Consider the following 13,865-nt stretch of genomic DNA (forward strand, 5'->3'; position numbering starts at 1 on the left):
GGAGTCTCGGTTTGTTAATAAAAAAACATAAAAGATTGTAGACAAAAGGAGTTTCAGCTAAACTTTATAACAATTGGATTGGAACGGAAGGTACGAGACTCCAGCTTAGGAATACGCGTCCAAGGGAGACCCCGCAGGCGTAAAGGCGCCAAGGAGGCTCGCGGACCGCCCGCGGAAAGCGAGTGCCTGTAGTGGAAATCAACAGGCAAATTCAATTATTATCGAGTTAGTCCACAGTCTGAAACTGCCATTTAATATGGCAGGCTTTAAATCGCTTATTTCCCCTTTTATTAGGTCTCAGGCAAATCATAACTTTGTCCTATAATCCCCTTTTCGCTCACTTTCAAAATATGTATAGCATGATTTAAACATAATGAGTAAAACGGTCACATGTTTTTGACCTTTTTTTGAAGCCAATAAAAAAACCCTCTCTTTAAAGAGAAGGGTTTTTACGTGGTGTGTTTTCTGGAAGTTATACATAATTTAACCCATCAATTACAAACTATTCATTTCACTCGTAATTTCTGATTTACAAAAATAGTGTACTGGCTGTCAAGGCCGTTCCACTCCTTAATTTTTTGAACAGTACTGCCATAGGCCAGGCTTAAGGAATACACCGTGTCCCCGTCAACAACAGTATGGTATACCGCTGTACTTTTCTTTGTAAGATTGAAGCATTTAACGATACCGTTTACATGTCCTCGAGCAAGGGCTTCAATAAAAGAGGCCGTTTTCAATTTGGCTGCATCATTGACATTATCGATAAATCCATTTTCAGTCAAAAGTGCAGGCATATCCGTTTCACGGAGCACATGTAAATCTCCTGTTTTTTGTCCTCTGTCTTGGATATTGATGAGCTTCATGACCTCTGAATGAATTTGATCTTGATACGTTTTCGTTGCCTGGTTTGTGAAGGTATAAACGTAATCCTCATAACCAGTTCCGCCTCCTGCATTAATGTGGATGGAGAGGTAGAAGTCCGCTCCCCAAGCGTTCGCTTGATTCGTTCGATCGTTTAAGGAGGGGTACGTATCTAGGGTCCTACTCATTTTTACAGAAACATTATTATATTCTATTATTAAAATATCTTTCATTCTAGTTGCAATGGATAAAGTTAAATCTTTTTCTTTTAATCCATTTCCCACCGAGCCTGTATCTGTACCGCCGTGTCCGGGGTCAATAAATATTTTTACCATTTTATCACCTCTATTAATCTTATGTCACGTCACAATAAATGCTTGTACACATATACTACCGGATTATTAAAACCTGAAAATAATAGAGAAAATTCTTTGTTTTCCTTACTCCGCTGCCTCGGTTCTTATGGAATCCCTTCTACTCCCCACCCTTTTCTTTCTCAAAAAAAATACACCCCGCCGAGTGTATATGTCATGGTACGATCATCTTGATAAATAACACTACGACTAAAGTGCAATTAACTTTTGATTTCCTTAAAAAGCTTTCTTCTATTATTTTACTTTGGTAAAATCAAACAGGAACTTCTATCAATTAAAGGACGTGACATCATACATGAAATAACCACATTCTTATAATGGGCAACAGGCAAGGCGCCCTTATGATTCTGCTAATGTGGGTAACAGGGCAGATGGACACTATCGATATCCCATCATTATGATGTTCAATAATCCGATTTTATAAGGAGAAGAACGCATGACGAATGAATTCAAACGGTTTGAGCAATTGATTCAAATGTTAGATTCAGGAAACAAGCTTATTCGTGTCTGGGACTTAAAAGGCGGAATCTCTGCACAGGTTACTGGACTTGAAGTATTACAATCTACAGGGCAGAACACAAGACTGATCGTTCGTCAGCATGGTGATAATGATTTGAAACGAAACCCAAATGTTGCGGCAGATGAACACAAGCTCTTAAGGATATTGAAAGCTGCAGGTTTGCCTGTCCCGACGCCATATTACTTCGATCAAACCTGCGAGTTTTTTTCCAAGCCATGTGTAATTATCGAATTTATTGATGGAAATCCAGAATTCACTCCCTCAAATTTAAAAGAATATATCTTTCAGTTGGCAACCAATCTAGCAGAAATCCACCGTGTCGATTGTTCAAATCTAGATTTATCATTTCTGCCTAAACTAGAAAAAAACAATGCCGAGATGTTAAATAAGGTAATCCTGGACGAAACATTGAACCTGAGCTTGATTAGAGATTTATTAATATCTTCCATGCCATTACCCTCACTGAATAAGGAAGTAATCCTTCACGGAGATTATTGGCCAGGAAATATATTATGGAAAGAAGATAAATTAGTTTCCATAATTGATTGGGAGGACTCAGGCCTAGGGGATCCTTTGGCAGACCTTGCAAATAGTCAACTCGAAATTTTATTTCATTTTGGAATGCAAGCGATGAATGACTTCACCAATCAATATAAATGCATGATGCCGGAGGTGAATTTTACAAACTTATCTTTCTGGCAATTATTTGCCGCATTACGGTTATCTACATTTCCTGAATGGGGCTTGGAAAAAAGCAAGGAAAATAACTGGCGAAAAAGACACAAGACATTTGTTCGTCAAGCGATTAACCAAATTCGCTTTAATTGATGTTTCATCCATTTTTTTATGAGTGAAAGATCAGATATGCCCATGATAAAATCCCCTCTCCCTGCTAGGGAGAAGTTTTCGATAAAGTGAACCATTCATACAGCGCCATTATGTAGTCATTATTTTTGATAAAGGCATTTATACTAGTCCCTTTATCACTTATTTTCATAAACTAACAATGACTTTAAAAACAACATAGGAGGTGTTGATATGTATAATAAGCCATGGGGGCATCCACAAGGCGGTCAATGTCCACCACAATATTGCCCACATCGAACAATGCCTACTCAGAATAATCCACCTCAAATCTCCCCAACAAATCATGATGTTAAAACAAATGTCATTAATACTGTGATTCCAGTTTTTCATCCAACACATACAACTACCGTGAATAAACACTTCATCACGTATATTCCGCATACCCGATGTGTCGTGAAAGAGTGTCATACCCAAAACTTTGTTTGTGGAGTTCCTCAACCCCCTTGTTATTCAATGAAAATGTTCAGATATTAATAAAAAAACCCCATTTCGGGGTTTTTATTAATTCCATCAACCTTTGAAAATTTGATATTCATAATTTACAACTGTCTAAATGCATACTCCCTATACTTTTTAAAGTGTTGTTTTTTATAAAATTCTTTTGCAGCGATGTTTTCAAACCAATAATCCAGTTCAATTAAATCTATATCGTTCTTTTTAGCAATATCAAAGACTTCATTCTTCAGTTTTTTACCGCACCCTTTTTGGGTTTGACCTTCAACGATACTAAGTTGATGTACATACACAGATTTATACGCATTTTTAAAAGCATTTTCTGGATGGTTTTTAATTTCAATCCATGCGTAACCGACCGGTTCTTCATGATCTTTTAAAAGAAGAAAAACATACCTGTTATTTTCAACTAAAGTTTTGAATGTATCCTTCATTGCACTATAGTCATATTCCTTAAAATACTTAGGATATAGTTTTACATGCAGATTGTGAACATTTTAGTTTAATTTTACAATCAATTCATGATCCCTGACTAACATACATAATTATCCCCCTTTCTATATCCTGTGAGTTTTTATATAACAAACAAGCAACGTCCGCATTCAAAAAGTACAATCCTAGCCGTAAATAAGAATCCCATTCCTAAAACAAGCTTATGGGCAGTCAAAGTTCTTTTTTCATTCTGGGTAAATAAAAGACGCGAATCAACAGTTTCAACATACTAATAAATAAAGTGGAAAATATCTTTAAGAGAATAGTAACCTATTTCCTTAACATACTGGAAGGTGATGATCATGACTTACCCTATTTTTATTGTGACTGGCATTAGTGGCTCAGGTAAATCAGCAACTTCACTGGAATTGCAGAAAATCATGGTTGATTTCAATGTATTTGATATGGATCTTATCGTTAACAACGACGATTATCAAACAGCTTGTGATAATTGGTTGAAAGTTGCCTATTATAGTGCTTATTCCGGCCGAAATTCCGTATTATTCGGCAATGTTCCTGATCCATATAATGTTGAAAGTTGCGACCATTTCCCTTTATTCAATCCAGTTCATTACCTACATCTTTATTGTAACGAAGAAGCACGTACACAACGATTATCGGCTCGTGGTAAATGGACGACTGACAGCATTACCTATATGAATGCACTATCTGAGAAATTAGTTCAAGAAGCCAAAAATTCAGTTCCTCCAGTACCAACTTTAGACACTTCAAACACTTCTCCACCACAAGTTGCTAAGTTAATTAAACAATGGATAATGAAGAACTTGCCTAAATAAAGAACATTATTAATCCAGATATGAAGCTTTCTGGTGAACCTCCTACAGCTTTTCTGAAAGCTCAAACTTGTCTGTTGCTGGCTTTCAGAAGGAAATCCATGAAATAATGAAGCTTATTATTATTTCATTTATCATATTCTACCATTTTCCTTTTCCTTACCTTCTTTAAAAAAATTCTGATACCCTGATGACTTGATTGATGGGCATTCAGCCAAACAAAAAATGGACAAGTTCTTAAAGACCATTTTCCCACTGTCCATCAACACCCATCATTGTTTTCTATTTATCTCGCGTTGCCGTTTAACGATTCAACTCTATTATTCGTATCCTAATTCCATGATCGAAGTTCATCCCATCATTTTCGATTGAACTTCATTTGACAAAATAACTAAAAACCCTTGTTTAACACATGGTCCTTTTGCTGCAAAACGTCCATTATTTTTTTAGTTCAGTGCCAAGGATATGCCTTATATCTTTATATAGATTCTTTTTATCTACTTTTATAATACATTTTGAAAATTTATTGATTGCCCACAAAAATCCGAAGAAATATATTTTTTCTATACGATCTGTGCAATAGAATGCCTTGACAAGAAACATAGACGTATTGTTCAATATAAAAAAGACCATCTAGACGGTTTTTTGACTAACAAAATGATTCTAATGAGGTTTACACAGAACTGTTTTATAAAGCTAGATTAGATGTGGTAAGATGCTTGGGGAAGTCATCATGTAATTAATTAATATGCCAACAAAGGGGGAGTTCATCTTGAATCCATATTCATTTTTGGCCATAGCCATCATAAGTGAAGTTTTTGGTAGTTCCATGTTAAAAGTATCTAACGGATTTAAAAAGTTGTTGCCCTCCATTAGTGTGGTATTGGGAATGGGGTTAGCTTTTTATTGCCTGTCTATATCTCTTAAAACCATTCCACTTGGAACCGCTTATGCGATATGGTCAGGTATAGGTACGGCATTAACTGCTCTAGTTGGTGTTATCGTTTATAAAGAAAGCTTTAATCTAAAAAAATTTTCAGGTTTAGCCCTCATCATTGGAGGAGTTGTTGTTTTGAAACTCACCAGTGGTGGCTCTCATTGACCTTTTGAAAATCGGAGGTAATAGCATGAAAGGTTACATAGCTTTAGGGGTATCGATCATTAGCGAAATATTCGGTACGACCATGCTTAAATTATCTGAAGGATTCACTAATTTATATCCTTCTTTTGGGGTCATATTAGGTTTTGGATTAGCATTTTATTGCTTATCTTTATGTCTAAAAACCATTCCATTAAGTTTGGCTTATGCCATTTGGTCAGGAATAGGAACCGCTTTAACAGCGTTAATTGGCGTACTGTTATGGAATGAGCCATTTAATTTGATTACATTAGGTGGCTTAGTTTTAATAATAGGTGGAGTCGTTTTGTTAAATGGATCCCACACTCCAAAACAAGTAGGAGAATCATCAATCTGAGGGTTTGATGATTTTCTTCTTCCAGTTAGTTAACCAAGAAAAAGCGTTAATGTCTTCAAAATTTTAAGGATTCCAAATTTACCTTTTCCTTTGTTCATGCCCTCCCTTTTAATTTTTCAAAAGCCCAACAATCAAAAAACTTAATCTAAATCCTCCAGAACATGTTAATTTATGAGCTTTGATCATTACTTAAAAACTTTATCGATATCTTCTCTATCGTAATCTAAAATCCAATCATTATATTTTTCATATATTCCTCTTATTGTTTCGGGTGCGGTCGCTAGCAAATAACATCCCCTATCATCATAAACATGAAAAATGGTTTTCCTTTTGATATTCACAAAAAAAAGAGATCATGTGAAATTCTAGGTTTTATCCCCCTGTCTTGATTGCAAATAGCTTTTAATAGAGGCGCATACTGAATATCCGATGTGTTACATTTAAGAATGAACCTGTGTGTTATATGTAGCTGCTCTTCCTCATCTTCTGGAAAAACGTTAGGTATTGTTTTATGCTTTAACTTGAATCGTACACTATTATCCCTAACATGACGGTTGAATATTTTAACTTTGTTTGTAAAATCGTTTACATTTGCCACGACAAAAACCTCTTCATTATCAACATGTTAAGATTTAAACAAAGTAATTGCCCTGTTATAAACTCCTTTAAGGTAGGGATTGTCTTCAAGCAATCAACCCCCAATTCAAAACGGATACCAAATACCAGCTATAAAATAAGCCAGGTCTTAAAGAAAAATTTTTTTAATGGGTCTCCATACACTCGTTAAATTCCATATATCCTTTCATTTCAACTTACTCTTCAACCTATCCAGCTGCAACTTGTTTTGCATTCGAAAAGAGAAGGTCGCCCCTGCGACCTTCTCTTTTCAAATGGAGTTGAGTTTCAAGAATAAAGACCTTTTTATTATTATTGATTATAGATTTTTCGGTCTTAGCTTAAGCGAACATTTCGCTCAGGCTTTCATCAAGTTCTTCGTGCAAAGTCCGTAAACTTGAATTTATCGGGTCTATGCCTGGATTCACTATACTGAAACAGGGTTCCATCCATTAAATGGACCGTACTTTTCACGACTGCCACCATATTGTAGTCATCTATGTCCAATAATTGTTTATCTTCATCACTGCATGGCTCCACAGTGATTTCTTTATTTGAAAAACCAATCTGGTGTCCCAGTTTCTTTTCAATATATCCATAAATCGAATCCTCACAAATTTCTTTTGTCAGGTTAGTTACGAACTCACTATTGAAGTAGTCTTTGTCCAAAATGATTTTCTTGCCGTTGATTTGCCTGACTCGGACAACTTTCCATACTTTTTCGCCTTCAGTTAAGTCAAGAAGCTTAATCATGTTTGAATCAGGTGGCTCAAGCTCCATGGTATGGATGATCGTTTTGGAATGCAGATTCAACTTTTCCACCATTTCTTTATAGGAAATCAAGCCTGCTACTGGAAAATTAAATTTGCTGAAATCCAACACAAAGGAACCCTTGCCTTTGATTTTATGAATATACCCATTTTGTTCAAGCAGGTGTAAAGACTTTCTCACAGTATCCCTCGATATTCCATACTCTTCCATAAAACTACTTTCGGATGGAAGCTTTGAATTGGTGGGAAAGATTCCTTTTTCAATTTTTGAAACGATATCGCCGTATAGCGATACGTACTTACTGTTCATTTCATCACCACAATATATATTTGTTAGTCTGCTACTCCTTTTTCAACAAATAGACACATGATTCATAGGGGCGCAGGATAAACTCACCTGCATGCTCTTTTGAATCACTATAATTTGAGAGCAGGAGCTCTGACTTGAATCCGGATAGGTCTGCCCCCCTTGGAATTTTGAAGGAAGCATCTTTTGCATAAAAGTTATTGATGACCAAAAGTTTCTCATCTTCATGACTGCGTATATAAGCGAATAGTTCTTCATGGTCGCCTAGAATTTCCTGATAGTCCCCATATGCAATGATATCATGTTTCTTCCTTAATAATATAAGTTTTTGGTAATGATAGAAGATGGAATCCTGATCATTGAGTGCCTGTTCCACGTTGATGGCCTTTGCATTTTCAGGCACTGTAATCCATGGCGTCCCTTCCGTAAAACCTGCATGCTCTGCATGTTTCCACTGCATGGGAGTTCGGGAGTTGTCGCGGGATTTAGCTTGGAGGATTTCGATTATTTCACTCTCATCTTTGCCTTCCTCTTTTAAGATATTGAAATAATTAATCGACTCCACATCGCGATATTGTTCAATTTGACTGAATTTCGGATTGGTCATCCCTATTTCCTCACCTTGATAAATATATGGGGTTCCCCTAAGCATATGGATGGCCGTCGCAAGCATCTTGGCAGATTCCTTTTGATACTCTGAATCATTACCAAACCGGGACACGATCCTCGGCTGGTCATGGTTGCACCAGAACAGGGCATTCCACCCATTGCCTTCTTGCATACCAGATTGCCAGCTGCTTAGGATATCTTTTAACTTCCTGAAGTCAAAATCAGCAATCGACCACTTTTCACCATCCTTGTAATCCACCTTTAGATGATGGAAATTGAATACCATGGACAGCTCCTTTTCATCTGGAGATGAATATTTGATGCAATGGTCGATGGTCGTTGATGACATTTCCCCAACAGTCATCACCTCTATATCCTTCCCAAACGTTTCTTCATTCATCTCCTTAAGGAATTGATGAATTTTGGGACCATCTGTATAAAAGCAACGTCCATCTCCTTCTTTGTCATTTTCAAACAATTCGGGTTTAGAAATAAGATTGATAACATCCAATCGGAATCCTTTGACACCTTTATCCAGCCAGAAGTTAATGATATTGAAGATTTCCTGCCTTACTCTCGGATTTTCCCAGTTAAGGTCCGCTTGTGTCCGATCGAACAAATGGAGGTAATATTCATCTTGTTCCTCTACATATTCCCATGCAGAGCCACCGAATTTTGAAATCCAATTTGTAGGGGGCTCCTCATTTTTTGATTTCCTGAAAATATAATAATCCTTATATGCTTTCTCTCCAGCCAGTGCTTTTTGGAACCATTCATGCTCTGTTGAAGTATGGTTGAATACCATATCCAGCATGATTTGGATATCCCGTGAATTAGCTTCCTTCACCAATCTTTCGAATTCATCCATCGTCCCAAACGCTGGATCAATGGATGTGTAATCCGCTACATCATATCCATTATCATTTTGAGGTGAACGATAAAAAGGGGTCAGCCAAATATAATCCACTCCCAGTTTATTCAGATAATCAAGTTTTTCAATGACACCATTTATGTCGCCGATGCCGTCGCCATTGGAGTCCTTAAAAGACTTCGGATAAATTTGATAGATGGTACTTTTTTTAAAATCCTTCATTGTAAATCCTCCTCTGCTTTCCCGGTTGTATCCTTTTGTCTCTATGATAAAAAAGAGGGAGAATGCTCCCCCTCCGCATTATTACGCATTTAATTTCGTTGTTTTCGTTCTTGTTTTCAAGTTCATTTGAGGGCGCTTGGAGAATGCTATAGTCAAAATGAATGGCACAATGAATGCAACCAACATCGCGACCGCAAACATTCCCATATGCTTTGGCTGGATGGAAAGGATACCTGGAATCCCCCCAACACCGATTGAGTTCGCCATCACCCCAGATCCGACTGATACGATGCCAGCAAACAGCGAACCAATCATACCGGCTAAGAACGGGAAGCCGTATTTCAAGTTAATGCCGAACATGGCAGGCTCCGTTACTCCGAGATAACATGAAATCGTAGCTGGAATGGAAACTTGTCTTTCCTCCTGATCTTTTCTGTTAATGTAAATCATCGCAAGCACTGCTGTACCTTGAGCAATATTGGATAAAGCAATCATTGGCCAAAGGTTCGTTCCGCCTAGTTCACTCATAAGCTGAAGATCGATTGCGTTTGTCATATGATGCAGGCCTGTGATGACAAGTGGTGCATAGGCAAAGCCGAAGACGGCAGCAAAAAGCCAGCCAACTGATGAATTCAGTCCGGAATATACAACCGTTGAAATGACTGAACCGATTTTCCAACCTAAAGGCCCCAAAATGGTATGGGCAATGATTACTGTTGGAAGTAAAGCAAAAAATGGAACGACGATCATGGAAATGGAATTATGCACTTTATCTCTCAAGAAAATTTCCAAATATGCCAAAACGAAGCCCGCCAGTATGGCTGGGATGACCTGGGCCTGGTAGCCTATCATATCGACTTGGGCAAAACCGAAATCCCAAAAAGGAATGTCACTTGCCTTCGTGCCTGCAACTGCGTAGGCATTTAGAAGTTGTGGAGAAACCAGGGTCAAACCAAGGACGATGCCGAGAATTTGAGTCGTGCCCATTTTCTTCGAGATGGACCATGTAATCCCAACAGGAAGAAAATGAAATATGGCTTCACCTATCAACCACAGGAATGAGTGAACCCCTGCCCAAAATTGTGAAATATCAACAAGCGTCTTCGTACTGTCATCGAACATTTTAATATCGCCGATGATATTGCGGAATCCAAGAATGAGGCCTCCAACCACTATGGCAGGAATCAATGGTGTGAAAATATCCGCAAGATGGGAAATCAAACGCTGCAGCCAGCTCATATTCTGTTTAGCTGCTTCTTTCACATCTTCTTTTGACGCTTCCTGTAATCCAGCCATGGAAACGAATTCATTATAAAAAGATGATACCTCATTCCCGATAATGACCTGGAATTGGCCAGCTTGTGTAAATGTTCCTTTTACAAGCTTAATCGATTCAATTTTGCTTACATCCGCCTTGCCAGGGTCCTTCAATGCAAATCGCATTCTTGTCGCACAATGCGTAACCGTTGCAATATTTTCCTTCCCTCCGACATGTTGGAGCAAATCCCTTGCAGGTTCTGTGTATTTACCCATTTCACTACTTCCCTTCCCTAGAAAGCAAAATATAATTGATTTTATAACCTGTACGTATAGGTTCTGTATACGCTTTCATATTATCCTGTACGTACAGGTTTTGTCAATAACTTTTTTCCAGCCATCTACCTTCACTTTATATAAGGAGTGATTCTCATAGGCTTCGATTTACTATACGATTCATCCACAATAAAGGAATTAAAACGCAAGAAATGTAATCCAGTTAAGGGCGCAATAATAGATTTACAGAAAGGAATTCCCATCAGACATGATAAGTAGCTGTAAAATTCAGTAATAAGGTATAATGAGGATATAACCTCTTTATTGACAACTTAATGGTTAGAATATAATAGATAAATGGGAGATGAACTTGTGTCCGAAACTAATAAATTTCCACTTATATCAGGTAATCTTTCTCTGGATTTAGTGAACACGGAACTAGTCAGTCGTGGTCAACGACAAGACTTATTGCTATCAGAAGAAGATGTGCTGGACTGGCTTACTGTAATAAAAGAGCAAAACTCATTTTGGAATGATCAGCTATGCTTAAAACTTAAAGAGAGAATCGAGCAGGTATTCGTATGTCTTCTAGAAATGCGTACAATTTTAAGAAGACATTTCGAATTAATAGCAGATGGGAATCCGTTTCCTGATGAGTTTATCGCTTTTTCAGAAAAGAAAATCGAAAAAGCACCATTCACTTATAAATTAATGGATCAAAAATTGATTCCCATACCTGTTGGAGAAGCAGAAGATATCTTGCTTTCTTTTATTGCTTATGACTTATTAACTTTAATAGAAGAAAATAAGCTAGCCTCATTAAAGCGTTGCTCGAATAATGATTGCGTATTGTTATTTATCGATGAAAGTGGAAGACGTAAGTGGTGTTCAATGAAAATATGCGGTAATAGAAAAAAGGTCGCCCGATTTCAACACCGGAAATCTGATGATGAATGAAGAGCCAACTTCTTAAAAGAGTAGGTTTTTTTATGAGATTTTTAACTAACCGTTAAAAATGATTTTGACAGGTTATTTTATTTCGTGTAAAGTGTAAATGTACTTGTAAGGAGGGGGAATAATGGACCGCATAGCTGTGACTGGGCAAAAAGAAACAAGCTCATTTCATATACGGTATTTATCTAAAATGAAGGGAAAAGGAAGAAGTCCTTTACAGATAAATGTAAAAGACGCAATAACCGGGCTAATCGGTGGATTTTTAACTATTTTCGCTTTAATTCTTTTAACAAAAATGACATCAGCATTGTGGTTAATGGCTCCATTTGGTGCCAGTTGTGTACTGGCGTTCGGTCTTTGGAATGCGCCGTTATCACAGCCACGGAATATTATTGGGGGCCATTTTGTTTCAACATTCATAGGTTTAGCTTCCTATCATTTTTTTGGCGATGAGCCTTGGGCAATCGGCTTAGCAGTCGGATTAGCAATTGCCGTCATGATGCTGACAAAAACGACGCACCCACCAGCAGGGGCAGATCCCCTTGTTGTTATGCTTGGTCATTATAGCTTGAGCTATTTATTTACGCCTGTGTTAATTGGTTCCGTGATAATCGTTTTCCTTGCACTGTTAATTAATAATTTGCGCAGCAATCGGAACTATCCGACTTTTTGGATTTAAGGTAAATAGAAGTATAAGCCTTTTGTTGCGATAAACGATGTAACGAAGTGTATTCAAAAATGAGTAATCTGCACTTATATCTAAATAACAAAAAGAGGAGCTGGGGTGCTCCTCTCAGACTGAAGACAGACTCGATAATATTGGAGTTTGTCTTCAGTTTTTTAGGTTTTTAAAATGTGACCGTCGATTTTCCCTCTAGGCACTCATTGAATATTATCAATAAACAATTAAGTTTCAGCGTTTAGTTTTACATGCGTTTCTGCAACTTCCACTCCGTTTACGAGAAGGAAGATACGATGGATTCCCGTGTAATGACGACGTGTCGTCAAATCCTTCCAATTGTGGATTCTCACTCTCTCGACTCGTTCTCCATCCGTGAAATTCCTATCTGCCAGTAGAAATATTTTGCGAGACGTTTTCTTACTGGCTTTAACAAAATCGATGGCGTACTCAATACGAAGTTTCGCTGTATTCTTCACGTTCACTAGAAACCCGAAATAAAGTTCACTGGTTTCCCCAATAAAAATCGAATCTGGTTCATTTCTAATACATGCGTTTGTAATGATAGTAAGATTGTTCAATACATCCGTGTAACCAAATAATGAAAGGACCTCTGGATCCGCTTTACGAACAAGAGTTCGGCATCCCCGTCGAACAATCCAAATCGTTTGGGGGTTTCCACTTTCATGCCAGCGCTTGGCAGTCTCTATGACGGCATTTGGATGATCTCTCGCAATATCATTCAAGTTATTTGCCACACTTTTGCGTACATAGATGGACGGATCGCTTTTCAGGTTCTCAAGCAAATCCAATACCGGTGTCGGATCGGATTTGAACATCGGTAAAGCTTGTCCCCAAGGTAACCTGGGCCGGCACCCCTCACTAGCCAGCCTGCGGACATGTTCATCATCATGCTTGGTCCATTCCTTCATCTTCTCGATCATTAAAACGGGATCAAGCAAGATAAAAGCTCGGATTGCAAATTCAGAGGATGACCTTGCAGTAAAACGCTCCAACGCATCTAGCGATAACGGCCAATCTTTCTTATTCAATCCATGTACCTCGACAAAGTCCGGGAAAAATAAATATCTAAACCCTTCACAATCCTTATCAATTTGATACAAAATATCCAATGCCTCTTGATAATCACTTGGAAGATGCCTCCCGAGGGTAATGGAAATATGTCTAATTCGTTCTTTTAACTTCCTCTCGTCCCAATGCTCATCAATCACTTCCCTTACAAACGATTCAGTAGAGAAGGACGGATGGACACCCTTTACTTTTTCACCGAATTCACGAATGAACGTTTCATTATATAAATCCTTTAAGGGCTCAGCCATTTATTTCACTTCTGTTCTTTATATTGGACTTGCAAATGTATCTCAACCATAGCATTTTCCCCTATCATATAACAAGGAGATAACGCAATAACCTAACCGATAAAATCCTTGAGAATCATATCAAACATA

General features: G+C 37.8%; 13 protein-coding genes and 1 pseudogene. 7 read left to right on the forward strand and 7 right to left on the reverse strand.

Annotation, left to right across the window (positions count from 1 at the left end; translation table 11 throughout):
- Positions 1-506: 506 nt before the first annotated feature.
- Positions 507-1,196 carry an N-acetylmuramoyl-L-alanine amidase gene (locus tag LQ203_RS17810; RefSeq protein ID WP_230159759.1) on the reverse strand — a complete coding sequence of 230 codons (690 nt, stop codon included), beginning with the start codon at positions 1,194-1,196 and terminating at the stop codon, positions 507-509.
- 475 nt (positions 1,197-1,671) lie between these two features.
- Between LQ203_RS17810 and LQ203_RS17815 the strand changes: the two genes are divergently transcribed.
- The gene (locus LQ203_RS17815) at positions 1,672-2,583 is read left to right on the forward strand and encodes an aminoglycoside phosphotransferase family protein (protein ID WP_230159761.1); all 912 of its coding nucleotides are present in this window, start codon (positions 1,672-1,674) and stop codon (positions 2,581-2,583) included.
- A 279-nt stretch (positions 2,584-2,862) separates the two neighbouring features.
- On the forward strand, positions 2,863-3,096 hold the full coding sequence (locus LQ203_RS17820; RefSeq protein WP_230159912.1) for a CotD family spore coat protein: 234 nt from the start codon (positions 2,863-2,865) through the stop codon (positions 3,094-3,096).
- 65 nt (positions 3,097-3,161) lie between these two features.
- On the opposite strand, the gene LQ203_RS17825 is transcribed toward LQ203_RS17820, so the two are convergent.
- Positions 3,162-3,560 carry a GNAT family N-acetyltransferase gene (locus LQ203_RS17825; RefSeq protein ID WP_290370612.1) on the reverse strand — a complete coding sequence of 133 codons (399 nt, stop codon included), beginning with the start codon at positions 3,558-3,560 and terminating at the stop codon, positions 3,162-3,164.
- Positions 3,561-3,869: 309 nt separating this feature from the next.
- On the opposite strand from LQ203_RS17825, the gene LQ203_RS17830 reads away from it, so the two are divergent.
- The 3 genes from LQ203_RS17830 (at position 3,870) to LQ203_RS17840 (ending at position 5,836) form a co-directional block, all read left to right on the forward strand.
- Entirely contained in the window at positions 3,870-4,364 is a 495-nt protein-coding gene (locus LQ203_RS17830; protein ID WP_230159765.1) for an AAA family ATPase, read from the forward strand.
- A 769-nt stretch (positions 4,365-5,133) separates the two neighbouring features.
- Positions 5,134-5,463: a multidrug efflux SMR transporter gene (locus tag LQ203_RS17835; RefSeq protein ID WP_290370608.1), complete on the forward strand. Its 330-nt coding sequence runs from the start codon at positions 5,134-5,136 to the stop codon at positions 5,461-5,463.
- Between the two features lie 25 nt (positions 5,464-5,488).
- Positions 5,489-5,836 carry a multidrug efflux SMR transporter gene (locus LQ203_RS17840; RefSeq protein ID WP_230159775.1) on the forward strand — a complete coding sequence of 116 codons (348 nt, stop codon included), beginning with the start codon at positions 5,489-5,491 and terminating at the stop codon, positions 5,834-5,836.
- 185 nt (positions 5,837-6,021) lie between these two features.
- Here the strand turns inward: LQ203_RS17840 and LQ203_RS17845 are convergent.
- From LQ203_RS17845 to treP, 4 genes and pseudogenes are all read right to left on the reverse strand, one after another.
- A pseudogene (locus LQ203_RS17845) lies at positions 6,022-6,585 on the reverse strand (DUF3885 domain-containing protein); the annotation flags it as partial.
- A gap of 235 nt (positions 6,586-6,820) precedes the next feature.
- Positions 6,821-7,531 carry a trehalose operon repressor gene (gene treR / locus LQ203_RS17850; protein WP_230159777.1) on the reverse strand — a complete coding sequence of 237 codons (711 nt, stop codon included), beginning with the start codon at positions 7,529-7,531 and terminating at the stop codon, positions 6,821-6,823.
- Between the two features lie 31 nt (positions 7,532-7,562).
- Positions 7,563-9,230 carry an alpha,alpha-phosphotrehalase gene (gene treC, locus LQ203_RS17855; RefSeq protein WP_230159779.1) on the reverse strand — a complete coding sequence of 556 codons (1,668 nt, stop codon included), beginning with the start codon at positions 9,228-9,230 and terminating at the stop codon, positions 7,563-7,565.
- A gap of 81 nt (positions 9,231-9,311) precedes the next feature.
- The gene (treP, locus tag LQ203_RS17860) at positions 9,312-10,763 is read right to left on the reverse strand and encodes a PTS system trehalose-specific EIIBC component (protein ID WP_230159787.1); all 1,452 of its coding nucleotides are present in this window, start codon (positions 10,761-10,763) and stop codon (positions 9,312-9,314) included.
- Between the two features lie 372 nt (positions 10,764-11,135).
- Here treP and LQ203_RS17865 point away from each other — a divergent pair, with 372 nt between their 5' ends.
- Together LQ203_RS17865 and LQ203_RS17870 are read left to right on the forward strand one after the other, a co-directional pair.
- Positions 11,136-11,720 (forward strand): CGNR zinc finger domain-containing protein, encoded by a 585-nt coding sequence (locus LQ203_RS17865; RefSeq protein ID WP_230159789.1) that lies wholly within the window; start codon positions 11,136-11,138, stop codon positions 11,718-11,720.
- A 121-nt stretch (positions 11,721-11,841) separates the two neighbouring features.
- Positions 11,842-12,396, forward strand: a complete 555-nt coding sequence (locus LQ203_RS17870; RefSeq protein ID WP_230159791.1) for an HPP family protein — start codon at positions 11,842-11,844, stop codon at positions 12,394-12,396.
- 227 nt (positions 12,397-12,623) lie between these two features.
- On the opposite strand, the gene LQ203_RS17875 is transcribed toward LQ203_RS17870, so the two are convergent.
- The gene (locus LQ203_RS17875; protein ID WP_230159794.1) at positions 12,624-13,736 is read right to left on the reverse strand and encodes a DNA alkylation repair protein; all 1,113 of its coding nucleotides are present in this window, start codon (positions 13,734-13,736) and stop codon (positions 12,624-12,626) included.
- Positions 13,737-13,865 lie beyond the last annotated feature (129 nt).

It is taken from the genome of Peribacillus sp. Bi96, from assembly GCF_918698115.1.
GTDB lineage: Bacteria > Bacillota > Bacilli > Bacillales > DSM-1321 > Peribacillus.

Bases quoted from the DNA above. Each gene is read 5' to 3' on its own strand.
- LQ203_RS17810 (WP_230159759.1), bottom strand. From the start codon at position 1,196: ATGGTAAAAATATTTATTGACCCCGGACACGGCGGTACAGATACAGGC.
- LQ203_RS17815 (WP_230159761.1), top strand. From the start codon at position 1,672: ATGACGAATGAATTCAAACGGTTTGAGCAATTGATTCAAATGTTAGAT.
- LQ203_RS17820 (WP_230159912.1), top strand. From the start codon at position 2,863: ATGCCTACTCAGAATAATCCACCTCAAATCTCCCCAACAAATCATGAT.
- LQ203_RS17830 (WP_230159765.1), top strand. From the start codon at position 3,870: ATGACTTACCCTATTTTTATTGTGACTGGCATTAGTGGCTCAGGTAAA.
- LQ203_RS17840 (WP_230159775.1), top strand. From the start codon at position 5,489: ATGAAAGGTTACATAGCTTTAGGGGTATCGATCATTAGCGAAATATTC.
- treR (WP_230159777.1), bottom strand. From the start codon at position 7,531: ATGAACAGTAAGTACGTATCGCTATACGGCGATATCGTTTCAAAAATT.
- treC (WP_230159779.1), bottom strand. From the start codon at position 9,230: ATGAAGGATTTTAAAAAAAGTACCATCTATCAAATTTATCCGAAGTCT.
- treP (WP_230159787.1), bottom strand. From the start codon at position 10,763: ATGGGTAAATACACAGAACCTGCAAGGGATTTGCTCCAACATGTCGGA.
- LQ203_RS17870 (WP_230159791.1), top strand. From the start codon at position 11,842: ATGGACCGCATAGCTGTGACTGGGCAAAAAGAAACAAGCTCATTTCAT.
- LQ203_RS17875 (WP_230159794.1), bottom strand. From the start codon at position 13,736: ATGGCTGAGCCCTTAAAGGATTTATATAATGAAACGTTCATTCGTGAA.